Here is a 25,295-nt window from a genome sequence, read left to right on the forward strand (position 1 = left end):
CCGGCCCGCGCCGGCCAGAATGGCCCCATGAGCCTGCCCGCCACCGCCATGCCCCGCGTCATCGCGGCCGAGGCGGTGTCCAACTTCGGCAGCATGCTCAGCCGCCTGGCCATCCCCTGGCTGGCGACGCTGGCGCTGCAGGCCACGCCGGCGCAGATGGCGGCCCTGCTGGTGGCCGACGTGGCGGCGGCGGCGCTGGCCGCACTCGTGCTGGGCGCCTGGGTCGACCGCCATGGCCGCCGCGCCGTGATGCTGCTGGCCGATGGGGCACGCGCCGCCGTGCTGGGCCTGCTGGCGCTGGCCGCCTGGCGCGGCTGGCTCGGCATGGCCGGCCTGCTGCTGGCGGCGGCGGCCGGTGGCGCCTGCACCGTGGTGTTCGAACTGGCGCGCTCGGCCTGGATGGCCCAGGCCTTGGCCGAAGCGGACCTGCCGCGCCGCAACGCCCAGATCGCGGTGGCCGGCAGCCTGTCGGAAACAGCGGCCTTTGCGCTGGGCGGCTGGCTCTACCAAGGCCTGGGTGCCCTCGCGGCGCTGCTGGTGGATGCGGCCAGCTATGCGGCCTCGGCGCTGTGCCTGCGCGGCGTGCCCGAGCAGCGGGCCGCTGTCACGCCGGCAACCGATGAATCGGCCTGGCGGGCCTGGCGCCGCGACACTGCAGCCGGCCTGCAGGCCATCGCTGCGCGACCGCCGCTGCGCGCGCTGGCGGTGATCGAGGGGCTGCTGGCCTTCAGCATGGCGCTCACCGGCACGGCCTACATGATCTTCGTCAGCCGCGACATCGGCCTGCCCACCGGCCAGCAGGGCATGGTCTTCGCGATGGGTGGGCTGGGCGCGGTGCTGGGCGCGGCGCTGGCGCCGCGCCTGGGCCGGGGCATCGGGCCCGGCCGCACGATGGCGCTGGGGTTGGCTTTGCATGCGGCGGGCCTGTTCTGCCTGACGCAGATTCCCGGCCCCGGCTGGTTGGCGCTGGCGCTGCTGCTGGCCCAGCAGATCGTCGGCGACGCCGGCCACACGCTGCACCAGGTGCACGACCGCACGCTGCGCCAGACCGCCGTTCCCGCCGAACTGCTGGCGCGCGCCGATGCCGGCCTGCGCGGCGTCGGCCAGGCCGCCACGCTGCTGGGCGCGCTGGCCGGCGCCGCGCTGGGCGAGATCTGGCCGGTGCGCGGCCTGCTGGTGCTGGCGCTGGCCTTTGCCGCGGCGGCGGCACTGTGGGCGGGTTGGCGGCTGGCCGAGAAGTCTCAGCCGGTGTCGCCGTCGACGTAGAACCAGCGGCCACCCTGGCGCAGGAAGCGGCTGGTCTCGTGCAGGCGCGTGGCGCGGCCGCTGCTGTGTTTGCAGCGGGCGACGAACTCGACCGTGGCGTGGTCGGCGTCCTGCGCCTGGTGGCGGCGCACCTCCAGCCCCAGCCAGCGCAGCCCGGGCTCGAAGGCGATGGCCTCGGCGGGACGGGTGTCGGCGTGCCAGGTGTCGCGCAGGTAGTCACCCAGCCCGAGTACAAAGGCGCTGTAGCGCGAGCGCATCAGGCTCTCGGCATCGGGCGCCTGCAGGTGCTGCACGCCGGCGTGCCAGCGGCCGCAGCAGCGGGCGTAGCTGCGGGCGGGGTCGCAAGGGCAGGGGGCTTCTTCGCTCACGGCGGCGATTGTGAGGGCCGGTGAGGGCCGCTGATCGCCTTGCTAGACTGGCCGCAGACCCTTGCGGAGCCCCATCGACATGCCCATCCCCGCCCCCCAGCTCGACCCCCAGGCGCGCGCCCTGATCGACCTCATCATCGAGCGCAAGGTGCCGCCGGTACACACGCTCAGCGTCGAGGAAGGCCGGCGCATGTACCTGGAGCGGCGCTTCTTCACCCAGCCGCATCCGCCGGCCGTGGCCGCGGTGAGTGAGCTGCGCACCGACGGCGGCATTCCGCTGCGCCTTTACCGGCCGCTGGCGGATGGCAAGGCGGTGCTCGTCTATTTCCATGGCGGCGGCTGGACCATCGGCGATCTCGACACCCATGACGTGCTGTGCCGCCAACTCTGCGCCGCCGGTGGCGCTGCGGTGATTTCGGTGGACTACCGGCTGGCGCCCGAGCACCGATTCCCGGCCGCCTTCGACGACTGCCTGGCCGCCACGCGCTGGGTGCGGCGCGAGGCCGCCGCGCTGGGCCTCGACCCGGCTCGTCTGGCCGTGGGCGGCGACAGCGCCGGCGGCAACCTGGCCGCTGCCGTGTGCCTGGGGCTGCGCGAGGCGGGTGAGCCGCAGCCGGCGCTGCAGTTGCTGATCTACCCGGCCACCGACCAGCGCGCCGGCTCGCCTTCCCACGCCAGCCGCGGCCAAGGCTATCTGCTCACCGCCGACAGCATCGCCTACTACCGCGGCCACTACCTGCCCGACCCGGCGAGCTGGGCCGACTGGCGCGCCAGCCCGCTGCTGGCCGCAAGCCACGCGAGCCTGGCGCCGGCCCTGGTGCTGACGGCCGGCTACGACCCGCTGGTGGACGAGGGCCGCCAGTACGCCGATGCGCTCTCGGCCGCCGGCACGCCGGCGCAATACCTGTGCTTCGAGCGCCAGATCCACGGCTTCATCACGATGACCAAGGTGATTGCCGAGGCTCGCACCGCGGTGGCGGTCTGCGCCGCGGCGCTGCGCGAGGCGCTCGGCACGCCGTCCTGACCTGAGCCTCAGGCGCCCGGGCGCAACAGCGCGCGGAAGGGCGCAAACAGCCAAGAGCGCATGCCGATCACCAGCGTGAAGGCCTGGCGCTCGGCCGGCGGCAGCTTCTGGTCGGCCAGGTGCTGCTGGGCGAAGTCATGCGCCAGGCGCTGCAGGCGGTCGTTGAACAGCGCCGCATGCGCCGGGCTGATCTGGCCGTGTACCAGGGTCAGCATCTCGCCGTTGCCGTCGAAGCCGCCGTCGAAGTAATCGCCCATGGCGTGGCGGCGGAAGAAGTCCATCACCGGGCCGTTGGGCAGCCAGCGAAAGGTCTTGTCCACGCGCAGCCGGTAGCGGTTGTTGGCGCGCAGCTCGATGATGCCCAGGCGGTCCAGCGCCAGCAGGCAGGCCACGCCCTGGGGCTTGCTGAGGGTGTAGGTCTGCACCATCTGCTCCAGCGTCCACTGGCTCAGCACGCAGATGGCGGCCAGCAGCAGCTTGGGGTCGGCCACCACGGCAGCCTCTTGCTCGGGCGTGAGCTGCTGGCGCGCCGGCGAGGCCAGCGCCACCTGGCGCGCCAGCTCGGCGAAATCCAGCTTCAGCACCGCCAGCACCTCGTCGATGCGCGACAGCGGCATGTCGCCTCGGGCAAAGATGCGCTTGACGCTGCTTTCCGCCAGGCCCAGCTCGGCCGCCAGCTGCGCATAGGTGATGCCGGCGCGGCGCAGCTCGGCCTTGAGCACGGCGACGAGATCCTGGCTGCTGCTCATGGCATCCCCTAAAAGTATCGCATTACGATACCAAAAGGCCGGCCTAGTGCCACGTCATTCGGTGTGATTGATACTTTTTGGGCGCTGGCCGACGATGGAGTCCTCATCCACTCCAAGCCCCCACCATGACCACCCTCCGCCCCGACACCAAGGCCTGGAAGCTCCAGGTCTGGGCCAGCTTCGGCACCGCCGCCACGCTGGCCGGCACCGGCCTGGCCTGGCTGCCGGGCCAGGATCTGGACCGCGCCTTCATGGTCATGGGCTATCTGTTCACGCTTTCTACCGCCTTCGTGGTGGCCAAGCATGTGCGCGACCGCGAGGCCGGCCGCACCGACACGCCGCTGTGGGGCGGCGTGGTCTGGAGCGGCTTTGCCGGCGCCATGCTGCTCACCGCCTGGGGCCTGTGGCGCATGGACATCAACCCCACCTACAAGGCCTTTCTGGCCGTCTCCTGGCTGTTCCTGATCTCGACCGTGTTCACGCTGGCCAAGACCCTGCGCGACGCCCACGAGGCCGCGCTGGCGGCGGCGCGCGAGCAGGGCTCATCGCCACTGTGACCGCACTCTGAAGCTTCGCAACGACCAGGAGAAACCGCATGAAGAAGCTCGTCCTCATCGCCGCGCTGGGCCTCGCTCTTGCCGGTGCTGCCCGCGCCCACGACGGCGCGTCCGAAGCCAGCGCGCTCTCGGCCCTGCCCATCGCGGTCTCGGTGGCCGCGCCGGTGGGCCTGCTCTCGGCCGGCGCCATGCTCACCGTGGTGGCCGTCGACGCCGCCTCCGACGGCACCGTGTGGGTGCTGGAACGTGCCTCGGACGGCGCCCGCGCCAGCGTCAGGCTCAGTGGCCAGGTGGCGGGCGGCGTCTCGGTGCTGGCGGGCACCGCGGTGGTGGCCACGGCCTTCAGTGCCGGCTGGGTGCTCTCGGCGGCCGGCAAGGCGATTGCCTATATCCCCAACGAGGTCGGCCGTGCCCTGCTCTACAACGAGAGGGTGACGCGATGAAGCGCCGACTTGCCGCGCTCTGTACCGCCCTGGCCCTGGCCGCCGCGGCGCCGGCCCGGGCCGGCCGCAACTGCGAGGCGCGCCTGCCCGATGCGACAGCCGTGCAGCGCTCGCTGCAACTGGCCGAGCGCGCCGCGCGGGCGCTCGATGCCAGCGGTGCCGACGTGGTAGTGCTGGCGCGTGCCGGCCAGGATTTGAGCAAGTACCGCCTGCGCTGGAGCCATCTGGGCCTGGCCTACCGCGACCAGGGCCAGTGGCGCGTGCTGCACAAGCTCAACCAGTGCGGCAGCGCGCGAGCCGAACTCTGGCGCCAGGGCCTGGGCGAGTTCTTCCTCGACGACCTGCACGAGTACCGCGCCGCCTACGCCCTGCCCACGCCCGCGGTGCAGGCCGGCCTGCGCGCGCTGCTGGCCGACAACCGTCGCATCGCGGCCCTGCATACCGGCGCCTACAACATGGTGGCCTACCCCTGGGCGCAGAAGTACCAGCAGAGCAACCAGTGGGCCATAGAGACCCTGGCCTGGTCGCAGGAGCCCGCGGCCGCGACGCGCGAGCGCGCCCAGGCCTGGCTGCGCTTCAAGGGCTATGAGCCGACTGTGCTGCGCATCAGCCCGCTGGTGCGCCTGGGCGCGCGCATGACGGCGGCCCACATCGCCTTCGACGACCACCCGGACGACAAGCGCTACAGCGACCGCATCGAGACCGTCACCGTCGATTCGGTGTTCGACTGGCTCGAGCGCGCCGGCCTGGCCGGCGCGCCGCAGGAACTGCGCTGACGCCGCCGCACCCGCAGCCGCTACAGTGCCCCCGCCAGACAGCCGCGTCTTTGCCACCTGAGGTCCAAGATGTCAGACCCCGCCCACGCCCATCCCAACCAGTTCGCGCTGCTGGTCCAGCGCCGCTTCGGCCCCTTCTTCTGCGTGCAGTTTCTCGGCGCCGGCAACGACAACCTGTTCAAGTTCGCGTTCACGGTGCTGGTCACCTACCAGCTGCAGGTGAGCTGGCTGCCGGCGTCCATGGCCGGGCTGGTGATCGGTGCGCTCTTCATCGCGCCCTACCTGCTGTTCTCGGCCACCAGCGGCCAGCTGGCCGACAAGTACCCCAAGGAAGTGCTGATCCGCCTCGTCAAGAGCCTGGAGATCGCCATCATGCTGCTGGCCGGCTGGGGCTTCGTGCAGCACGACGTGCCCCTGCTTCTGGCCTGTGTCTCTTTGATGGGCCTGCATTCCACGCTGTTCGGCCCGGTGAAGTTCGCCTACCTGCCGCAGCACCTGAACGAACGCGAGCTCACCGGTGGCAACGGCATGGTCGAGATGGGCACTTTCGTCGCCATTCTGCTGGGCCAGGTGGCGGGCGGCCTGCTCATCGCCCTGCCCGAGGTCGGCGCGCGCTACACCGCCTGGGCCTGCCTGGCGGTGGCGGTGCTGGGGCGCGCGGTGGCGCAGGCGGTGCCGGCCTCGCCGGCCACCGACCCCCAGCTTGCCATCAACTGGAACCCCTTCACCGAGACCTGGCGCAACCTCAAGCTGGCGCATGGCAATGTGGCGGTGTTCCGCTCGCTGCTGGGCATTTCGTGGATGTGGTTCTTCGGCGCCGTGTTCCTGTCGATGTTTCCGGCCTTCGCACGCGATGTGCTGCACGGCGACGAGCAGGTGGCCTCGCTGCTGCTGGTGGTGTTCTCGGTCGGTGTCGGCACGGGCGCCTTGCTGTGCGAGATGCTGGGCCGCCGCCATGTCGAGATCGGCCTCGTGCCGCTGGGCGCTTTGGGCATGACGGTGTTCGCGGTCGACCTCTTCTTCGCCGCAAGCGCGCTGCCGCCGGCCGTCGGGCTCACGCTGGCGCAGTTCGTCGGCGTGCCGGCGCACTGGCGCGTGATGGCCGACCTCTTCCTGCTGTCGCTCTTCACCGGCATCTACAGCGTGCCGATGTACGCCCTCATCCAGCTGCGCAGCCAGGCCACGCACCGGGCACGCATCATCGCCGCCAACAACATCCTCAACGCCCTCTTCATGATCGTCAGCTCGCTGGGCGTGGGCCTGCTGCTGGGCGCGGGGCTGACGATTCCGCAGGTCTTCCTCGTCGTGGGCCTGCTCAATGCGCTGGTGGCCGGCTACATCTTCCTCATCGTGCCGGAATACCTGCTGCGCTTCATCGCCTTCATGCTCACACGCTGCGTCTACCGGCTGCGCGTGCGCGGCGGCGACCACATCCCGGCCGAGGGCGCGGCGGTGCTGGTGTGCAACCACGTCAGCTTCGTCGACGCCGTGCTGCTGATGGCGGCCAGCCCGCGACCGATACGCTTTCTGATGGACCACCGCATCTTCGCCACCCCGGTGCTGGGCTGGCTGTTCCGCCTCGGCAAGGCCATTCCCGTGGCGCCGCAGCGCGAAGACCCTGCCGCCTACGAGCGCGCCTTCGAGCAGGCGCGCCAGGTGCTGGAAGAAGGCGAGCTGCTGGGCATCTTTCCCGAGGGCGGCATCACGCGCGATGGCGAACTCGGCGAGTTCAAGGGCGGCGTGATGAAGATCCTGCAGGGGCGGCCGGTGCCGGTGGTGCCGCTGGCGCTGCAAAACCTGTGGGGCTCGTACTTCTCGCGCATCGAGGGCGGCGTGGCCATGGCCAGGCCCTTCCGCCGCGGCCTCTTCAACCGCGTCGGCCTGGTCGCGGGGCCGGCGCTGGCCGCCGCCGAGGTCACGCCCGAAAAGCTGCGCGAGCGCGTCGCGGCCTTACTGGCAAGTTGACGGGAAGATTCGGTCTGGCGAGTTGATACGCTTGTCACTCCGGGTATGCACGGAGAGCCAGGCGGCGCGGCTTCGCGTGTCATCGCGCCGTCCCAACCCCGGAGATTGCCCATCATGCGCACCCACCCCTTGATTGCCCGTGCCGCCACGCTGGCGGCCGCCGCGCTGCTGTCGGCCTGCGCCACCACGCCGTCCACCGGCCCGATGGGCTTCTTTGTCACCAGTGTCGGCAGCGGCAAGGGTGGCGACCTCGGCGGCCTGGCCGGCGCCGACGCCCATTGCCAACGCCTGGCCACGGCGGCCGGTGCCGGCAAGCGCAAGTGGGCCGCCTACCTGAGCGCCAGTGCCACCGCCACCCCAGTCGCGCCCGCCATCCATGCGCGCGACCGCATCGGCAAGGGCCCCTGGTACAACGCCAAGGGCGTGCTGGTGGCGGCCAGCGTCGACCAACTGCATGGCGCCAACAACATCACCAAGACCACCGCGCTCACCGAGGCCGGCGCCTCCGTCAATGGCCGCGGCGACACGCCCAATATGCACGATGTGCTGACCGGCTCGCGCCCCGACGGCACGGCACTGTCGCCCGCGCCCAACCTGACCTGCGGCAACTGGACGGCCGGCGGCGAGGGTTCGGCCATGCTGGGCCACCACGACCGCACCGGCCTCACCACCGACCCCTGGGCGCTGTCGTGGAACGCCTCACACCAGTCGCGCGGCTGTGGCATGGACGCCCTCAAGGCCACCGGCGGCGCGGGGCTTTTCTACTGTTTCGCGACCGACTGACCACGGCCTGATCGCGCCGGGCTGATCCTGATCATCGGCTGTGGGGCTCGGCCAGTCCGGCCGGGCCGCCGCTGCGGGCATGATGGGCGCATGAAGCGACCCCCGCGATGCACCAAGAAGCAATCCAGCCCGGCCTGCTGATCCTGCACGGCAACCGCCTCGAGCACCTGGCCGAGGCGGTTTTTGCATGGCTGGCCCGCCACCCGCTGGCGCCGCTGGAGGCCGAGAGCTTTCTGGTCCAGAGCAATGGCATGGCCGAGTGGCTGAAGATGTCGCTGGCCACGGCCCACGGCATCTGCGCCGCCACCCGCGTCGAACTGCCGGCGCGCTTCATCTGGCGCTGCTACCGCGCGGTGCTGGGCCGCAACGCGGTGCCGCCGCAGTCGGCGCTGGACAAGACGCCGCTCACCTGGCGTCTGATGCAACTGCTGCCCGTCCTGGTGGGCCAGCCGGGCTTCGAGCCCGTTGCCTCGTTCCTCGGCGATGGAGACCCCGCGCGCCGCCTGCAGCTGGCCCGCCGCCTGGCCGATCTCTATGACCAGTACCAGGTCTACCGCGCCGACTGGCTGCAGGACTGGGCCGCCGGGCTGGACCGGCTGCGCGGCCCGACCTCCCTCGACGGCGAAGGCGCGCCCACTGTGCCGCCTGACCAGCGCTGGCAGCCCGCGCTGTGGCGCGCCGTGCTGGCCAGCCTGGCGCCAGACGACGGCGCCGCCGCTCGGGCGCTGCTGCACCAGCGCTTTCTGCAGGCGCTGCAGGCCGATGAAAGGCCTGCCGGCCTGCCGCGCCGCGTGGTGGTCTTCGGCAGCACCCATGTGCCGCAGCAGACGCTGGAGGCCGTGGCCGCGCTGGCCCGCCACTGCCAGGTGCTGATGGCCGTGCCCAACCCCTGCCGCTACCACTGGGCCGACATCATCGACGGCCGCGAGCTCTTGCGCGCCACCCGGCCCCGCCACGCGCTGCGCGGCGAGCGTGATCTGTTCAATGTGCCGCTGCAGGAGATGCACGCCCACGGCCATCCGCTGCTGGCCGCCTGGGGCCGCCAGGGGCGCGACTTCGTGCGCCAGCTCGACGCCTTCGACGATGCACAGCAGGCACGCCAGCGCTTCGACATTCCGCGCATCGATCTCTTCGATGAGGTGGCGGGCCTGGGCGAGGGCGGCACCCTGCTGCAGCAGGTGCAGGCGCGCATCCGCGATCTCGTGCCGCTGGCCGAACATCCGCCAGCGACGCCGGCCGCCGACGACCGCTCCATCGTCTTCCACCTCGCCCACGGCGCCCAGCGCGAGGTCGAAATCCTGCACGACCAGCTGCTGCAGCTGTTGGCCCACCCACCCGGCGGCCGCCCGCTGGCGCCCCGCGACATCGTCGTGATGGTGCCCGACATCGACCTCTTCGCGCCCGCCATACGCTCGGTCTTCGGCCAGCATGCGCGCGGCGCGGCGCGCCACATCCCCTGGGGCATTGCCGACCAGAAGGAGCGCGGCCACGCGCCGCTGTTGGTGGCGCTGGAATGGCTGTTGCGCGCGCCGCAGCAGCGCTTCGGCCACGGCGAGCTGCGCGACCTGCTCGACGTGCCGGCGCTGGCGCGGCGCTTCGGCCTGGCCGCCCGAGACCTGCCCACGCTGGTGGCCTGGATCAGTGATGCCGGCATCCGCTGGGGCCTGCACGCCGAGCAGCGCGGCAGCCTGGGCCTCGCGGCCTGCGGCGAGGCCAATACCTGGGCCTTCGGCCTGCGCCGCCTGCTGCTGGGCTATGCCACGGGCGCGCTGGCGGCGATGGCGACCCTGGACGAAGACGGCGAGCTCGCCGCCATCGAGCCCAGCGCCGAGGTCGGCGGCCTGGACGCCGGCCTGGTGGGCGTGCTGCACGAGCTGCTGGGCGTGGTCGAGGCCTGGTGGCGCGACGCATCGCAAGCGCGCAGCCCCGCGGCCTGGGGCGAGCGCCTGCGCGCGCTGCTGGCGGCCGTGTTCGCGGCCGGCGACGATGCCGAGCGCGCGCTGTTGTCTGCGCTGGACCAGGCCCTGTCCGACTGGCTGCAGGCCTGCGAGCGCGCCGGCTTTGCCGACGCGGTGGACATCGCGGTGGTGCGCGAGGCCTGGCTGGACGGCGTCGACGAGCCCGGCGTGGCGCGGCGCTTCCGCGCCGGCGGCGTCACCTTCTGCACCCTGCTGCCGCTGCGAGCGATTCCCTTCGAGGTCGTCTGCCTGCTGGGCATGAACGAGGGCGACTACCCGCGCCGTGGCGCGCGCAGCGATTTCGACCTGCTGGCCCTGCCCGGCCAGGCGCGGCCCGGCGACCGCTCGCGCCGCGACGACGACCGCCAGCTCATGCTCGATGCCCTGCTCTCGGCGCGCCGCGTGCTCTATGTCAGCTGGGCCGGCCGCAGCCAGCGCGACAACCAGGCCCAGCCGCCTTCGGTGCTGGTGGATCAGCTGCGTGACTACCTGGTGGCCGGCTGGGGCAAGGACGTGGTGAGGCAGCGCAGCACCGAGCACCCGCTGCAGCCCTTCAGCCGGCGCTATTTCGAGCCCGGCGGCCTGTTCACCTATGCCGGCGAGTGGCGCGGCGCGCACGTCGAGGGCGGGGCGCCTGTCGTACCCGCAGCGAGCGCGCGTGTCGACACCGCCTTGCGCCTCAACCTCGCCATGCTGGCCGGCTTTCTGCGCAATCCGGTCCAGGCCTGGTTCCGCCACCGCCTGCAGGTGGCTTTCGACGAGATCGACGCACCCACCGCCGACGACGAGGATTTCGACAGCCGCGGCCTGCAGCGTTGGCAGCTGCTGGACGAGGTGCTGCGTGAATCGCGAGCGCCCCTGGCCGTGACCGGCGTCGATGCCACGGCCATCGTCGCCGCCCAGGTGGCGCGGCTGCGGCGTGCCGGCCGCCTGCCGCTGGCCGGGCCGGGCCGGCTGATCGAGGTGGCGCTGATGCAGACCCTCGAGCCCATGCTGGCGTGCTGGCAGGCCGAGCGCGCGGCGTGGCCCGAGCCCGGCGACAAGCGCCCGCTGCGCCTGGCCGACCCGCAGGACGCCGGCCTGGTGCTGGACGACTGGCTGCTCGAGCTGCGCCAGGACGGCGCCGGCCACGCGGTGTGGCTGGCGCTGCAGGCCGGCGGCATTGCCGACAAGAAGCGGCTGCCGCGCGCCGACAAGCTGTTCGCGCCCTGGCTGCGCGGCCTGGCCGCAGCGGCCTGCGGCGGGCCGGTGGGCGGCATCGTCATCGGCAGCGACGCCGTGGCGCGCCTGGCGCCGCTGCAGCCTGACGAGGCCCGCGACACCCTGCTGGCCCTGATGCGCGCCTGCCGCGACGGCTTGCTGGGCTCTGCGCCGTGGCCCACCGCGGCGCGCACCGGCCTGGCCTGGCTGACCAAGGATCCGGCCAAGGCCGCCGAAGCCTACGACGGTGCCGCCTTCAGCGCCATGCCCGGCGAGGGCCGCGAGCCCTGCCTGGCGCGGCTTTACCCCGACTTCGCGACGCTGGCCGCCCAACCCGGCTTCGAAGAGGCGACGCGGCGGCTTTACGAGCCCTGCATAGCCTGGCTGGCCGCCGCGGCAGGCGTCGAGCCGCTGCAGGCCAATGACGAGCCCGACCATGGCTGACCGGCTGGACCCGCTGAACCTGCCCCTGCGCGGCAGTCGCCTCATCGAGGCCAGCGCCGGCACCGGCAAGACCTGGACCATCGCCGCCCTTTACCTGCGCCTGGTGCTGGGCCATGGTGGCGTTGCCGGGCCGGCGCGGGCGCTGCTGCCGGGCGAGATCCTGGTGATGACCTTCACGCGCGCCGCCACGCGCGAGCTGGCCGACCGCATCCGCCAGCGCCTGGTCGAGGCCGCGGCCTGCTTCCGCGGGGAGGCCGCTGCCGGCGACGACTTCATGGCCCGGCTGCTGGCGGATGTGCCCGCAGGCGACGCACGCAGCCACGCCGCCCACCGCCTGGCCATGGCCGCCGAGGCCATGGACGAGGCTGCGGTCCACACCATCGACGCCTGGTGCCAGCGCATGCTGCGCGAACACGCCTTCGACAGCGGCTGTCTCTTCGACGAAGAGCTGCAGGCCGACCCCGCCGCGCTGCGGGCCGAGGCGGTACACGACTACTGGCGCCAGCAGGTCTACCCGCTGGACGGCGAGGCGCTGGCGCGCGTGCTCGATGTGTGGTCCGGCGTCGAGAAACTGGCCGAAGATGCCGGCGCCCTGGTCGAGCTGCCGCTGCCGCCGCGGGCCGGGCAGGGCAGCCTGGCCGAGTGCATTGCTCGCATCGACAGCGATCGTTTGGCCACGCTGGCCACGCTCAGGCAAGGCTGGGTCGAGCGCACGACCGAGATGCGTGCCTGGCTGGAGGCGCAATGGGCGCGCAAGGACTGCCCCATCGACAAGCACAAGCTGGGCGTGTCCCGCGGCGGGCGCTGGCTGCAGGCCCTGCACGACTGGGCCGCCGACCCGGAGATCGATCTGCCCGACGTCAAGGCCGGCGCCCAGCGCCTCACGGCCCTGGGCGTGGCCGAGGCCTTCAAGCCGGGCCAGTCGGCCGCCATTCCCGCCTGCTTCGAGGCCTTCGGCGCGCTGATGGCGGCGCTAGACGCCTTGCCGACCCCCGGCCCGGCGCTGCGCCTGCACGCCGCGGCGCGCGTGGCGGCGCGCATGGCGCAGCTCAAGGCGAGTGCCGGCACCTTCGGCTTTGCCGACATGCTGCAGCGGCTGGACGAGGCGCTGGACGAGGCCCGCCACGGCGAGCGCGCACGGCGTCTGCGCCAGCGCATCGTCGATCAGTACCCGGCCGCGCTGGTGGACGAGTTCCAGGACACCTCGCCGCGCCAGCTGAGCATCTTCGACCGCCTCTACCGCATCGCCGACGATGACCCGGCCCGCCTGCTGCTGCTCATCGGCGACCCCAAGCAGGCCATCTACGGCTTCCGCGGTGCCGACATCCAGAGCTATCTGCAGGCGCGCACCGCCACGCGCGGGCGCCACCATGTGCTGGGCACCAACCACCGCTCGACCACCGCCCTGGTGGCGGCTGTCAACCACGTCTTCGGCACGGCCGAGGCGCGCGGCGGTGCCGGGGCCTTCCAGCTGCGTGCGGCGGACCAGGAAGGCGAGGATGACGGCGCCGCGCTGCCCTTTGTGGCTGTCGCTGCCCGCGGGCGTGCCGAGCGCTTTGTCTGCGGCGGCAGCGAGTGGCCGGCTCTGACCCTGTTTGTCGACGACCAGGGCCTCAACAAGGCCGACAGCCGGGCGCTTTACGCCGCGCTGTGCGCCGAGCGCATCGTGACCCTCCTCAACGACGCCGGCGCCGCCTTTGTGGGCGACGGCGCACAGCCGCGCCCGCTGCGGCCGGCCGACATCGCGGTGCTGGTGCGTACCGGCGGCGAGGCCGCCGCCGTGCGCCAGGCGCTGCAGCGGCGCGGCGTGGCCTCGGTCTATCTGTCGGACAAGGACAGCGTCTACGCCAGCGCCGAGGCGGCCGACCTGCTGCGCCTGCTGCAGGCCGTGGCCGCGCCGCGCGAGGTGGCGCTGGCCCGCGCCGCCCTGGCCAGCGCGACCATGGGCCTGAGCCTGGATGAGTTGCGGGCCCTGGCCGACGACGACGAGGCCTTCGACGCCCGCTGCGACACGCTGCGCCAGCTGCAGACGGTGTGGCAGGGCCAGGGCGTGCTGGCCATGCTGCGGCGCGCGCTCCATGCCTTCGGCCTGCCAGCGCGCTGCCTGGGCGCGCCCGACGGCGAGCGGCGCCTCACCAACCTGCTGCACCTGGCCGAGCTGCTGCAGGCGGCCAGCGCCACGGCCGAGGGCGAGCAGGCGTTGATGCGCTGGCTGGGGCAGCAGATCGCCGATGCCTCGGCCGGCCGCGGCGGCGGCGACGAGCAGGTGCTGCGCCTGGAAAGCGATGCCGACCTGGTGCAGGTGGTCACCGTCCACAAGTCCAAGGGCCTGGAGTACCCGCTGGTCTTTTTACCCTTCGCGGCCCACTTCCGTGGCCGCCGCAGCGGCGACGTGCTGCTGCTGGCCGATGGTGCCGGCGGCCGCCGCCTGGTGCTGGAGCCCGACGCCGAAGACCTGGCCGCGGCCGAGGCCGAACGGCTGCGCGAAGACCTGCGCCTGCTCTACGTGGCGCTCACGCGCGCCCGCCACGGCCTCTGGGTCGGCGCGGCGGCGCTGTGCGTGGGCAGGGCAGCCGAGTACATCTGGCACCGCAGCGCCCTCGGCTGCCTGCTCACCGGCCCGGTGGCGCGCCCGCGCGAGTCGCTGGTCGCTGACCTGCGGGCCCTGGCCGCCGGTTGCGCCGGCATCGAGGTGCAGGCCCTGGATCCGGGCGCTGCGGCCGTGCCGCCACTGACTCGGCTGCGCCCCCGCGCCGCGCCGCTGGCGCTGCTGGCGGCGCCGGCCTACAGCGCCGCCTTCGACCGCGACTGGGCCATCGCCAGCTATTCGGCCCTGGTGCGCGAGCTGGGTGCAGCGCCCGTGGCCGTCACCGCCGCCGGCGCCGTGCAGGTCCACACCGTGCTCGACGACGAACCGGCCGAGGCGGCGCCGTCGCCGACCGCGGCCGCCGCGCCCTGGCACCGCTTTCCACGCGGCGCCCTGGCCGGCAACTTCCTGCACGACCAGCTCGAATGGCTGGCCGGCGAGGGCTTTGCGCTGGCTGATTCGGCGGCCCTGCAGCAGGCTCTGCTGCGGCGCTGCGAGCGCCAGGGCTGGGGTCACCGGGGCGACGATGTGCGGCGCTGGCTGAGCGAGATCTGCAGCCGCCCGCTGCCACCGCTGGGCGCGGCGCTTTCCGAACTGCCGGCCCTGGTGCCCGAGCTGGAGTTCTGGTTTTCCAGCGACGGCCTTGGCGCCGCGGCGCTGGACGACCTCTGCCGCCGCCACCTGCTGCCCGGCCGCCCGCGCCCGGCCCTGCCTGAGCGTGAGCTGCACGGCCTCTTCATGGGCTTTGCCGACCTCGTCTTCGAGCACGGCGGGCGCTGGTGGGTGCTGGACTACAAGTCCAATGCACTGGGCGCGGGCGATGCCGACTACACAGCCGCGGCCCTGGAGGCGTCGATGCTGGAGCACCGCTACGACGTGCAGGCCGCGCTCTACCTGCTGGCCCTGCACCGGCTGCTCAAGGCACGCCTGGGCGCGGCCTATGTGCCGGCACAGCACCTGGGCGGCGCGGTTTATCTCTACCTGCGCGGCATCCACGGCCCGGCCGGCGGCTGCTGCCACCTGGCGCCGCCGCCGGCGCTGGTCGAGGCGCTGGATGCACTCTTGCCCGCGCCGGGCGCGGAGGCCGCGCCATGACGCCGGCCCAGCAATTGCAGAACCTGCGCGCCTGGCGCGAGGCCGGCTGGCTGCGCAGCCTGGACCTGGCCTTCGCCGCCTTCCTCCACGAGCTGGACCCGCAAGCCCCCGCCAGCCTGCTGCTGGCCTCGGCGCTGCTGGCCAGCCTGGAAGGCCGCGGCCACGGCGGCCTGCCGCTGAATGGCCTGGCCGAGCAGGCCGCGGCGCTGCTGGAAGGACCGCCCGAGGCCCAGGCCGCCTGGCGCGAGGCGCTGGCCGGCTTTCCCACCGACGAGGCCGCGTGCCGCCAGGCCTGGCAGGGGCGGCCGGTGCTGCAGTTCGATCCGATGGACGAGGGTGGCCGCACGCCGCTGGTGCTGTCGCGCGGCCTGCTCTACCTGCGCCGTGGCTGGCGCCATGAGTCGCGCGTGGCGGCCCGCATCGTCGCGCGTGCCGAGGCCGCGCCGGGCCAGGTCGATGCGGGTGCGGCGCGGGCCCTGATGCGCCAGCTCTTCAAGCCGTCGGCCGCCGCCATCGACTGGCAGCAGGTGGCCTGCGCCGTGGCCCTGCGCGGGCGCCTGACCGTCATCACCGGCGGCCCCGGCACCGGCAAGACCTACACCGCGGCGCGGCTGCTGGTTCTTTTGCAGGCGCTGCACGCGGGGCCGCAGCCCCTGCGCGTGGCCCTGGCCGCGCCCACCGGCAAGGCGGCGGCAAGGCTGCGCCAGTCCATCGATGCGGCGCTGCAGGGCCTGCGCCAGGCGCTGGGCACGGCGTTGCCGCTGGACGACTGGGCGGATGGCCTGGGCCCGGCGCGCACCCTGCACGCGCTGCTGGGCGCCCGGCCCGGCACGCGGCGCTTCCGCCACGACGCCACCGCACCGCTGGACCTGGACCTGCTGGTCGTCGACGAGGCCTCGATGGTGCATCTGGAGATGATGGCGGCGCTGCTGGACGCGTTGCCGCCCACGGCCCGCCTGGTGCTGCTGGGCGACAAGGACCAGCTCGCCTCGGTCGAGGCCGGCGCGGTGATGGGCGATTTGTGCCAGGGCGCTGGCGGCCCGGGCCAAGCCGGCGCCTACCGGCCGCACACGGCGCAGTGGGTGCAGGCGCTCACGGGCCAGACGCTGCCGGACGACAGCCTGGGCGATGGCCCGGCCCTGGCCCAGCAAACCGTGGTGCTGCGCGAGAGCCGCCGCTTTGCCGGCCCCATAGGCGCGCTGGCGCAGGCGCTCAACGGCGGCGACGCGGCGGCGGCGCTGGTGCTGCTGCGGGCCGCGCCCGCGGGCGCACTGGCCCTGGTGCAGCCGCGCACGGCCGACGCCGTGGCGGCGCTGGCCGTGGCCGGCCGGCCCGGCGCGCCCGGTGGCTACCGCGCTTACCTGGAACTGCTGGCGCAACGCCCGGCCGCCGCAGCCGATTTCGACGACTGGGCCCGCCACCTGCTGCGCGCCTACGACGGATGCCGTGTGCTGTGTGCGCTGCGCGACGGGCCCTGGGGCGTGGCCGGCCTCAACCCCGCCATCGAGCGCGCGCTGCAGGGCGAAGGCCTGCTGCAGCGGCGCGGCGAGTGGTACGAGGGCCGGCCGGTGATGGTGACGCGCAACGAGGCCGCCCTGGGCGTCTTCAACGGCGATGTCGGCCTCGTGCTCAAGCCGCCGGGCGGCGGCACGCTGCGCTGCTGGTTCCTGGACGGCGAGGCGCTGCGCTCGGTGTCGGTGGGCCGGCTGGCCGAGGTCGAGACAGCCTTCGCGATGACGGTCCACAAGAGCCAGGGCTCGGAGTTCGGCCATGTGCTGCTGGTGCTGCCTGGCGAAGACCGCGCCGTGCTCACGCGTGAGCTGGTCTACACCGGCATCACGCGCGCCCGCCTGGCCTGCACCGTGGTCTGCGCCGATCCGGCCGTGCTGGCGCTGGCGGCGGCGCGGCGCACGCGGCGCATCAGCGGCCTGCGCCAGCGCCTGGAGGGGCCGCAAGGCGAGTAAGGGTCAGCCGCGCAGCGCTTCCAGCGCCTGCAGCGGCACGCCCATGTCGCGCCATAGCGCCGGGTGGCAGGTGAAGAGCAGCACCTGGTGGCGCTGGGCGGCGTCGAAGAGGGCGCGCTTCATCAGCGAGAGGCGCTCCTCGTCGCTGTGTACCAGGGCGTCGTCCAGGATCACCAGGGTGGGCCGGCCGGCCTCCTTCAGCAGGTCGGCATAGGCCAGGCGGCTGATCACGCCCATCTGTTCGCGGGCACCGAAGCTCAGGGCCTCGAAGGGGTCGCTGCGCGGGCCGCGCGGCCCGCTGCGCGAGAGGGCGCCGGGCACCAGGTCCTGATCGACCTCCAGCCGTGCCGCCGGCAACAGCAGGCCCAGGTAGTGCTCGAGATGCTTTTGCAGCGGCGCCTGCAGCCGCCGCGTCAGATCCTGGCGGCGCTGTTCCAGGCGCTGCAGCAGATAGTCCAGCGCCTCGGCGCGGCGGCGCAGCTCGGCCAGCCGCCGCGCGGCCTGGGCCTGCTCGCCTTGGCAGCGGGCCAGCTCTTCCTCCAGCCCCTGGGCGCCGGCGGCGGCCAGCGCGGCCTCGAGCTGAACGATCTGGCGGTCGCGCGCCTGGTGCTGGCGCTCGGCCTCGTCGGCGCTGCGGCGCAGGCGTGCGACGTCCTGGTTCAGGATGTCGGGGCGGGCGGCGGCGATCTGGGCCTCGAGGGCCTCGACCGCGGCGCGCTGCGCCGCTTCCTGCACGCCGGCCTCGACCAGGGCCAGGCGCTGGGTGGCCAGTTCGGCCAGCAACTGCGGGCTGTCCAGCGCCAGCTGCAGTGCATCGCGCTCCTGCTGCGCCGCTTCGCGCCGGCTGGCCTGGGTGGCCAGGGTCTGGCGTGCCTTCTGCAGCGCCTGCAGGGCGGCGTCGGCCTGGGCGGTGGCGGCCTCGAAGGCGCGTTGGGCGGCATCCAGGGCCGGCACGGGGCCCGTGGTCGGCTCCGGCGGCGCGGGCAGGCGGGCGAGGGCGCTGCCGGCCTCGGCCTGGCGTGCCTGCGCCGCGTCGAGGGCGGCACGCAGCGTCTCCAGGCCCTGGGGCGCCAGCACGCGGGCGGCCTTCTCGGCGCCCTCGGCATCGGCCAGGCGGGCTGCGTGGCTGCGCTCGCGGGCATCGGCCGCCGCCGCCGAGTCCAGGCCCAGGCGCTGCAGCAAGGCCTGGTGCTCGCCGCGCAGGCGCGCCTGCTCCTGCGCCAGCTCGGCCAGGTCGCGGCCACCGGGGGCGATGGTGAGCGTGCCCACGCCTGCGATGAACACGGTGCAGGGTTCGATCAGCAGGCGTTCGCCGCGGCCGTTGATCTCGCCGCCCTGCAGCTGAATGCGGGCGCCTTCGGCGAGGTCGAAGCCCAGGCGGGTGGCGACGGCGGCCTGGCCGATCTCGAGCGCGGTCAGGCGCTGCTGCTGCTGGCGCAGCGCTTTCAGATCGGCCTCGGCCAGGCCCAGGCGGACGGCCTCGCGGCGCAGCGCGGCGGCGCGCTCGCTCTCGGTGCTGGCGCGCTGCAACAGTTCGGCCAGCTCGGCGGCGCGCGCCTGGGCATCGGCCAGCTGGCGCTGCAGCGTGGCGCGGTTGTCTTCCTGCCGCGCCAGCGCCAGCGCCTGGCGCGCGGCGCGCAGCGTGGTGGCCGCTGCCGCCTCGGCCTGCTCGCTTTGGGCCGCCACGGCCTGGGCCTGCTCATGCTGGTGGCTGGCCTCGGCCAGGGCCTGGCCGCGGGCCAGCAATTGCTGCTGTTGCTGCTCGGCCGCCAGCAGGCGCTGGGCCAGCAGTTCGCGCAGCCCGCTGGTCTGGCGCAGCTGCTCGCGCTCGCGGTCACGCGTGCCGGCCAGGGCCTGGGCCGCCTGCAGCGCCTGGCGGGCGCCAGCCTCTTGCTGGCGCAGCGCGGCCCAGGGCGCATCGCGCGTGTCGGCCGCATGGGCCTGCCGCAGCAGGCGCAATTGGTCGACCTGGCCGCGGTAGTCGGCCACGGCCTGTTGCAGCGCGGCCAACTGCGCCGCCAGCGCCAACTCGTCGGCGATGGCCTTCTGGTAGGCGCCGCGTGGCTTGCCGGTGCCGGTGAGCAGCTCTTCGCGCAGGCCTTGTACCTGGGCCGTGATCTCGTCGCCGCCGCTGGCCGCCACCTCGCCCAGCGAGTTGTCGAGCGCACGGCGCAGATGATCGGCGGCAAAGCCCACCGCGTCGCGCACCGCCTGGCCCGCGCCCTGCTCGATCCACAGCAGGCCGGGGATGCCCCAGTGCTCGGCCCTGCTCGCGCCCTTGCCGGCGAACTGGAAGCCCAGCTGCTCGGCCAGCCAGTCCTCGGCCTCCACGCCTTCGAGGCGCCGCGTGCCCACCATCAGCTCGCAGCGCTTCTTGTGCAGAAAGCTCTTGCTCAGGCGGCAGCTTTCGCCGCCCAGCTCAAAGGCCAGCTCCACCAGCGGCGCGGCGGCACTGTCGCCATGGGGACGCAGGTCGTCGACGCTGGTCGAGCGGTGGCGCTCGAAGAAGGCGGCGCGGATGGCGCGCACCAGCGTGCTCTTGCCGGCCTCATTGGCGCCGGTGTAGATGTTGAGGCCGGGTGCAATGCCGGCCAGCTCGAAAGGCTCGCGGAACTGCCGCAGCTCGGCCACGCGCAGGCTTTGCAGCCTCATGCGGCCCCCGCGCCGCGCGCCACCAGCAGGCCGGTGAGCAGGGCCAGCGCGTCCTGGGCGCGGCGTGGATCGTCGCCGGCGGCGGCGCCGGCCGCGCCGCCGACACCGCGCAGTTCGGCCACCAGCTCGCCCAGCCAGCCATCGACGTGGAGGGCGGCGATGTCTTCGTCGGTGGGTGCCAGGCGCAGGCCGCCCAGGTCGCTGCGCAGGCAGCGCAGCCGCGCCTCGGCCGCACCCAGCGCGGCCTGCAGGCGGGCCTGGCCGGCGAGGTCGATGTGGCCGCTGAGTTGCAGGTCGATCACATCGGGCGCGCCCAAGGCCTCGAGGCGGGCGATGAGGCCGTCGAGGTCGCTCGCCACGTCCAGGCGTGCGGCCAGCTGTTGCCAGCGAAACTGCGCCACCGCCACCGGCCGCACGCGCGGCGGCGTGCCCGGCTCGGCCAGGCTCACCAGCAGCGCCTGCCCGGGATCGTTGCCCTTGAATCTATCGGGCTCGGGCGTGCCGCTGTACCAGGTGCGCGCGTCGATGCACTTGGTGCCATGCCAGTCGCCCAGCGCCAGGTAGTCCAGCCGGGCGCGGACGGCGCGGTCGGGGGCGATGGGGTTGGCGGAATCGATTTCGTCGGCCAGCAGGCCCTGCACGGCGCCGTGGGCGACGCCGATGCGCCACCAGCCGTCGGGCGTCTCGGCGCCGTCGAACCAGTCGCTCAGATCTCCGTGGGTGTGGCGCTGGGTGAGCGGCGCACACAGCAGGGCCAGGCGCGATGCCGCCAGCTCGACCACCCGCGGCTGCAAGGCCAGGTACACATTGTCAGGAACGGCCTGCAGCCGCAACGCGTGGCTCCACACGCTTTCGGCCAGGGCGGCGTCGTGGTTGCCGGGGATCATCACCCAGGGGCCGGCGTAGGCCGCCAGCGCATTGAAGAGGCGGCGGATGCTGCGCGCCGAAACGGTCTGGGCATCGAAGACATCGCCGGCCACGACCACGGCGTCGACCTTCTCGGCCGTGGCCAGGGCGGCCAGTCTTTCGACGGCTGTGTAACGGGCCTCGGCCAGGGCGGCGGCGTCGTCGGGCGCAAAGACGCCGTACTGGCGGCCGATCTGCCAATCGGCGGTATGCAAAAGCGTGGGCATGCGCGAACCTGGATGCGGCTGCGGCGGCGCCGCAGGCTGCGCATTGTCGCGGTGGCCGCGCGCCTTGTTCAGTCGCTGCGGGGCCGGGCGGTGGGAGTGGGTGCTGTGCCGGCCTCGGGCTGGCGCAGCAGGCGCACCAGCAGCAGGGCGGCCGAGGCGGTGAAGGCGGCCATGCCCACGGGCTGCTGGCCGATGAGGCGGGTGAACTCGTGCAGGGCCTGGGGCTGGACCTGGGCGACGAAGCGCGCCAGTTCGGCCATCTGGGCGTTGGAGTAGCGCGCCACCTCGGTCATCGCCGCCTTGCTGCCTTCTGATCCGCTCTGGTACAGGTAGCAGCCGAAGGCACCCGCGGCCACACCCATCGTGCCCAGCGTGCCCAGGGGTTCGAGAAGGCAGTGCAGCAGACGCTCGCGCAGGGCCGGCGGGGCCGCGGCATAGAGGCGCGACACCAGCCGCGGCACCGGCGCCGGCCGCGGCACCGGGGGCTGGGCCAGGGCGGCGGCCTGGGCGCGTGCCGGTTCGGCCAGGTCGTCGAATTCATCAACCAGCAATCCTGAGCTCCTGCATCGTTGGGGGCCTTGATCGAGTGGCGGGTAAACCATGAGTTCCGCCACAAGGGCCGCACTGTGGCGCCTGGACGGCACCTTGATGTTTCGAGCTGTTTATGCCGGTTGCATGTCGGGGGTGTGAAGGGTGAGGGAGCCGGATGTCCCTCCTGGATCGCCGAGCCCATTCTTTCGACGCAGGCGGCTCCAACTTCGAGCTTGCGGAAATGGCAAGCAGCCCTGCGCCGAACGCCACAATCCCGCCATGACCACCCCCACGCCCACCCCCACCCTGCGCCCCGCCACCCCCGCCGACGTGCCCGCCATCGTCGGCCTGATCCGCGAGCTGGCGGTGTTCGAAAAGCTCGAGCACCTGGTCGTCGTGACGCCGGAGTCGCTGCTGCCCCAGCTCTTCGGCGAGCGCCCGGCGGCCGAGGCGCTGGTGGGCGAGGTGGGCGGCACGGTGGTGGCCTTCGCGCTCTTCTTCCACAACTTCAGCACCTTCCTCGGCCGCCCCGGGCTCTACCTGGAAGACCTCTACGTGCAGCCGGCCCACCGCGGCACCGGCCTCGGCAAGGCCCTGCTTCGGGCCCTGGGTGCGCTGGCGGTGGCGCGCGGCTGCGGGCGCTTCGAGTGGAGCGTGCTGGACTGGAATCGCAACGCGATCAACTTTTATGAACGCATGGGCGCCACCGTGATGCCCGATTGGCGCATCTGCCGCATCGCCGGGCCGGCGCTGCAGGCCTTTGCCGCGGGCTCAGGCCAGGATGGCGGCGAGTAGCCGGTCCAGCGGCAGGCGCACATTGAGGCTGCGCTCGCCCACCACGGCAGCCACGGCGCGCCGGCGCGGGTCGGTGGTCACGCGCAGCGGCCGCGGCAGCGGCATGCCGCGTTCGTTGCTCAGGCAGGCCACGATGGGCGTGGTGATGGTGGGGCCGCGCGCCACCACCAAGGCCAGTTCGCCCGAGGCCAGGCGCACATAGCAGCCGGGCGGGTAGAGGCCGAACTCCTTGACCAGCGCCGCCGTCATCTCGTTGCCGGGCTCGCGCACGAACATCTCGCGGCCGGCGCGGTCGGCCGCCTGGGCGTCGCGGCCCACGCGGCCGGCCAGGCGCGCGGTGTAGTTGTCGGCGCGCCGCGCCAACGAGGCCAGGTCGCCGGGCTCCCTGCAGCCGCTGGGGTAGCCGCTGCCGTCTTCGCATTCGTGGTGGCGCAGCACGCCTTCCAGCCACAGCGGGTCGCTGATGCCGGCCTGCTCGAGCATGCGCACGCTGCGCATCGGGTGGGTGCGCAGCAGGCCCAGCTGCTGCGCCGTGGGCGCGGTGATCTGGCGCGCCAGCTGGCCTTGCAGCTCGAGCATGGAGATGTTCATCGTCAGCCCGACCTTGAAGGCGCGTTCGGTCTGCGCCGCGTCCCAGCCCAGGCGCTGCGCCACCAGGGCGCAGGTGATGGCGGTGCGCAGCGAGCGCTGGGCGCCGTAGTCGATATCGTCGTTGTGAACCTGGCGCAGCACCTGGAAGATGGCGAGATCGGGGTCGCGGGCGATGAGCGTCTGCACCGGCGCCGCGGCGGCGTCCAGCGCGTTGGCAAAGCCGGTGCTGTCGGCGCGTGCCAGCGTGCGCGCCGCCTCGGCCAGGCAGCGCGACCACAGCGCCGGCAACTCGTCGCGCCGCGCATTGGCGATGTCGGGCTCGGCGCGCTTGAGCTCGGCGATGTCGACCAGGGCGCCGCGCGTGAACAGCTCTTCGAGCTGGCCCTGCGATTCGATGCGGATGCCGCGCGCCAGCAGCAGCAGGCCGTCGGCGTCGCGCACATTGAAAGGCAGTGCGTGGCCGGGGTGGACCAGGTGCTTGACGGCAGAGAGGGCGGCGTAGGGCATGGGGTTTGCGTACTGCGTGGGCGCGGATGCGTGTACCCGGTGGCTTGTTTTCGGCCCGGGCAGGGCCGAACTTGACGCGACCCCGGGAAACGCCCCGGGGCGTGGGTGCAGAGGCCGCCTTAACCTCGCAGGATGAAAGCTCGGCGAACCCCTTCCCGCACCGATCCGGCCCTGGCCCATGATCATCTCCACGGCAGCTTCCGCTGGCAGGTGCCGGCGCGCTTCAACATCGGCCAGGCCTGCTGCGCACGCTGGGCGCGGCGGCCGGCCACGGCGCGCCGCACCGCCATCGCCTGGGAGCATGAAGACGGCCGCAGCGGCCGCCTCAGCTACGGCCAGCTGCAGCGCCAGGCCGATGCACTGGGCCATGCGCTGCGGCGCCTGGGCGTGCAGCGCGGCGACCGCGTCGCCATCGTGATGCCGCAGCGGCCCGAGACGGCCGCGGCCCACATGGCCGTCTACCAGCTGGGCGCGGTGGCGATGCCGCTGTCCATGCTCTTCGGCCCCGAAGCGCTGGCATACCGGCTGCAGGACAGCGCCGCCGTGCTGGCCATTGCCGACGAGAGTTCCATCGCCAATCTTCGCGCGGTGCGAGGCGAGTGCCCGGCCCTGAAGTGCCTGGTGGCCGTGGGCGGCGCGGCCGGGCAGGGCGATCTGGACTGGGTCGATGTTCAAGCGGCGGGTGCCGGCCTGCCACCGCCCGTGTCCTGCGACACCGCGGCCGACGACGCCGCGGTGCTGATCTACACCAGCGGCACCACCGGCCCGCCCAAGGGCGCGCTGATCCCGCACCGCGCCTTGATCGGCAACCTGAGCGGCTTTGTCTGCAGCCAGAACGGCTTCGGCCTCGGCCGCGGCGAGGTCTTCTGGAGTCCGGCCGACTGGGCCTGGACCGGCGGCCTGATGGACGCACTGCTGCCCACGCTGTACTTCGGCCGCCCCATCGTGGCCTACCAGGGCCGCTTCGCGCCCGAGCGCGCCTTCGAGCTGATGCAGCGCCACCGCGTCACGCACAGCTTTCTCTTCCCCACGGCGCTGAAGGCGATGATGAAGGCGGTGCCGGCGCCGGGCCAGCGCTACCGGCTGCGCCTGCGCGCCGTGATGAGCGCGGGCGAGGCGGTGGGCGATGCCGTCTTCAACTGGTGCCGCGAGGCCCTGGGCCTGACCGTCAACGAGATGTTCGGCCAGACCGAGATCAACTACATCGTCGGCAACTGCGGCGCCTGGCAGGACGTCGAAGGCCGCCGCCACCCCGGCTGGCCGGCGCGGCCCGGCAGCATGGGCCGCGCCTACCCGGGCCACCGCGTCGCCGTGCTCGACGACGAAGGCCGCGTCTGCCCGCCGGGCACGCAGGGCGACGTGGCAGTGCACCGGCGCGACATCCACGGCCACCCCGACCCGGTGTTCTTCCTCGGCTACTGGAACAACGAGGCCGCCACGCGCGCCAAGTTCACCGGCAGCCCCGACGACAGCTGGTGCCGCACCGGCGACACCGCGGTGATGGACGCCGACGGCTGGCTCTGGTACCAGGGCCGCAGCGACGATGTCTTCAAATCCGCCGGCTACCGCATCGGCCCCAGCGAGATCGAGAACTGCCTCGTCAAGCACCCTGCGGTGGCCAATGCCGTGGTGGTGCCCAAGCCCGACGCCGAGCGCGGCGCCGTGGTCAAGGCCTATGTCGTGCTGGCTGCCGGTCATGCGGGTGACGATGTGGACAAGAAGGCCCTGGTGCTGGCGCTGCAGCAGCATGTGCGCGGCCGGCTCGCGCCCTATGAATACCCGAAGGAGATCGAGTTCATAGACGCCCTGCCCATGACCACCACCGGCAAGGTGCAGCGCCGCGTGCTGCGCCTGCAGGAAGAGCAGCGCGCGGCGGCGGCAAAGACCTGAGCCGGGCGGCCCTGGCC

At 73.2% G+C, this 25,295-nt stretch carries 18 protein-coding genes; 12 read left to right on the forward strand and 6 right to left on the reverse strand.

Going from position 1 to position 25,295, the window contains the following annotated elements; translation table 11 throughout:
* The first annotated feature begins 27 nt into the window (after positions 1–27).
* Positions 28–1,266 carry an MFS transporter gene (locus JMV16_RS07200; protein ID WP_201493557.1) on the forward strand — a complete coding sequence of 413 codons (1,239 nt, stop codon included), beginning with the start codon at positions 28–30 and terminating at the stop codon, positions 1,264–1,266.
* On the opposite strand, the gene JMV16_RS07205 is transcribed toward JMV16_RS07200, so the two are convergent.
* Positions 1,242–1,634 carry a YchJ family protein gene (locus JMV16_RS07205; protein ID WP_201493558.1) on the reverse strand — a complete coding sequence of 131 codons (393 nt, stop codon included), beginning with the start codon at positions 1,632–1,634 and terminating at the stop codon, positions 1,242–1,244. The genes JMV16_RS07200 and JMV16_RS07205 overlap by 25 nt on opposite strands.
* Before the next feature lie 79 nt (positions 1,635–1,713).
* On the opposite strand from JMV16_RS07205, the gene JMV16_RS07210 reads away from it, so the two are divergent.
* The gene (locus JMV16_RS07210; protein WP_201493559.1) at positions 1,714–2,658 is read left to right on the forward strand and encodes an alpha/beta hydrolase; all 945 of its coding nucleotides are present in this window, start codon (positions 1,714–1,716) and stop codon (positions 2,656–2,658) included.
* A gap of 8 nt (positions 2,659–2,666) precedes the next feature.
* On the opposite strand, the gene JMV16_RS07215 is transcribed toward JMV16_RS07210, so the two are convergent.
* A complete protein-coding gene (locus tag JMV16_RS07215; protein ID WP_201493560.1) occupies positions 2,667–3,407 on the reverse strand; it encodes a helix-turn-helix domain-containing protein in 741 nt (246 codons plus the stop codon).
* Between the two features lie 125 nt (positions 3,408–3,532).
* Between JMV16_RS07215 and JMV16_RS07220 the strand changes: the two genes are divergently transcribed.
* From JMV16_RS07220 to recD, 8 genes are all read left to right on the forward strand, one after another.
* Positions 3,533–3,964 (forward strand): YiaA/YiaB family inner membrane protein, encoded by a 432-nt coding sequence (locus JMV16_RS07220; protein ID WP_201493561.1) that lies wholly within the window; start codon positions 3,533–3,535, stop codon positions 3,962–3,964.
* A gap of 38 nt (positions 3,965–4,002) precedes the next feature.
* A complete protein-coding gene (locus tag JMV16_RS07225; protein WP_201493562.1) occupies positions 4,003–4,407 on the forward strand; it encodes a hypothetical protein in 405 nt (134 codons plus the stop codon).
* Positions 4,404–5,183 carry a DUF2145 domain-containing protein gene (locus JMV16_RS07230; RefSeq protein WP_201493563.1) on the forward strand — a complete coding sequence of 260 codons (780 nt, stop codon included), beginning with the start codon at positions 4,404–4,406 and terminating at the stop codon, positions 5,181–5,183. The genes JMV16_RS07225 and JMV16_RS07230 overlap by 4 nt, the downstream gene beginning before the upstream one ends.
* A 69-nt stretch (positions 5,184–5,252) precedes the next feature.
* Complete coding sequence (locus JMV16_RS07235; RefSeq protein WP_201493564.1) at positions 5,253–7,148, forward strand: MFS transporter; 1,896 nt, start codon at positions 5,253–5,255, stop codon at positions 7,146–7,148.
* A gap of 114 nt (positions 7,149–7,262) precedes the next feature.
* On the forward strand, positions 7,263–7,931 hold the full coding sequence (locus JMV16_RS07240; RefSeq protein WP_201493565.1) for a hypothetical protein: 669 nt from the start codon (positions 7,263–7,265) through the stop codon (positions 7,929–7,931).
* A 107-nt stretch (positions 7,932–8,038) separates the two neighbouring features.
* The gene (recC, locus tag JMV16_RS07245) at positions 8,039–11,533 is read left to right on the forward strand and encodes an exodeoxyribonuclease V subunit gamma (protein ID WP_201493567.1); all 3,495 of its coding nucleotides are present in this window, start codon (positions 8,039–8,041) and stop codon (positions 11,531–11,533) included.
* Positions 11,526–15,215, forward strand: coding sequence for an exodeoxyribonuclease V subunit beta (recB, locus tag JMV16_RS07250; RefSeq protein ID WP_201493569.1), 3,690 nt, complete (start codon positions 11,526–11,528; stop codon positions 15,213–15,215). The genes recC and recB overlap by 8 nt, the downstream gene beginning before the upstream one ends.
* On the forward strand, positions 15,212–17,179 hold the full coding sequence (gene recD, locus JMV16_RS07255) for an exodeoxyribonuclease V subunit alpha (RefSeq protein WP_201493571.1): 1,968 nt from the start codon (positions 15,212–15,214) through the stop codon (positions 17,177–17,179). Before recB ends, recD begins: the two co-directional genes overlap by 4 nt.
* A 3-nt stretch (positions 17,180–17,182) precedes the next feature.
* Here the strand turns inward: recD and JMV16_RS07260 are convergent, their stop codons facing one another.
* From JMV16_RS07260 to JMV16_RS07270, 3 genes are all read right to left on the reverse strand, one after another.
* Positions 17,183–19,831 (reverse strand): AAA family ATPase, encoded by a 2,649-nt coding sequence (locus JMV16_RS07260; protein WP_201493573.1) that lies wholly within the window; start codon positions 19,829–19,831, stop codon positions 17,183–17,185.
* Complete coding sequence (locus JMV16_RS07265) at positions 19,828–20,964, reverse strand: exonuclease SbcCD subunit D (RefSeq protein ID WP_201493575.1); 1,137 nt, start codon at positions 20,962–20,964, stop codon at positions 19,828–19,830. Before JMV16_RS07265 ends, JMV16_RS07260 begins: the two co-directional genes overlap by 4 nt.
* A gap of 68 nt (positions 20,965–21,032) precedes the next feature.
* Positions 21,033–21,515: a hypothetical protein gene (locus JMV16_RS07270; protein WP_201493577.1), complete on the reverse strand. Its 483-nt coding sequence runs from the start codon at positions 21,513–21,515 to the stop codon at positions 21,033–21,035.
* A gap of 259 nt (positions 21,516–21,774) precedes the next feature.
* Here JMV16_RS07270 and JMV16_RS07275 point away from each other — a divergent pair, with 259 nt between their 5' ends.
* Positions 21,775–22,290 carry a GNAT family N-acetyltransferase gene (locus tag JMV16_RS07275; RefSeq protein ID WP_201493579.1) on the forward strand — a complete coding sequence of 172 codons (516 nt, stop codon included), beginning with the start codon at positions 21,775–21,777 and terminating at the stop codon, positions 22,288–22,290.
* Here the strand turns inward: JMV16_RS07275 and JMV16_RS07280 are convergent.
* A complete protein-coding gene (locus JMV16_RS07280; RefSeq protein WP_201493581.1) occupies positions 22,267–23,388 on the reverse strand; it encodes an HD-GYP domain-containing protein in 1,122 nt (373 codons plus the stop codon). The two genes, JMV16_RS07275 and JMV16_RS07280, sit on opposite strands and share 24 nt — an antisense overlap.
* A 132-nt stretch (positions 23,389–23,520) precedes the next feature.
* Between JMV16_RS07280 and JMV16_RS07285 the strand changes: the two genes are divergently transcribed.
* Entirely contained in the window at positions 23,521–25,278 is a 1,758-nt protein-coding gene (locus tag JMV16_RS07285) for an acyl-CoA synthetase (RefSeq protein ID WP_201493583.1), read from the forward strand.
* Positions 25,279–25,295 lie beyond the last annotated feature (17 nt).

This window comes from Rubrivivax sp. A210 (genome assembly GCF_904426505.1).
In the GTDB taxonomy this organism is placed as follows: Bacteria; Pseudomonadota; Gammaproteobacteria; order Burkholderiales; family Burkholderiaceae_C; genus Rubrivivax.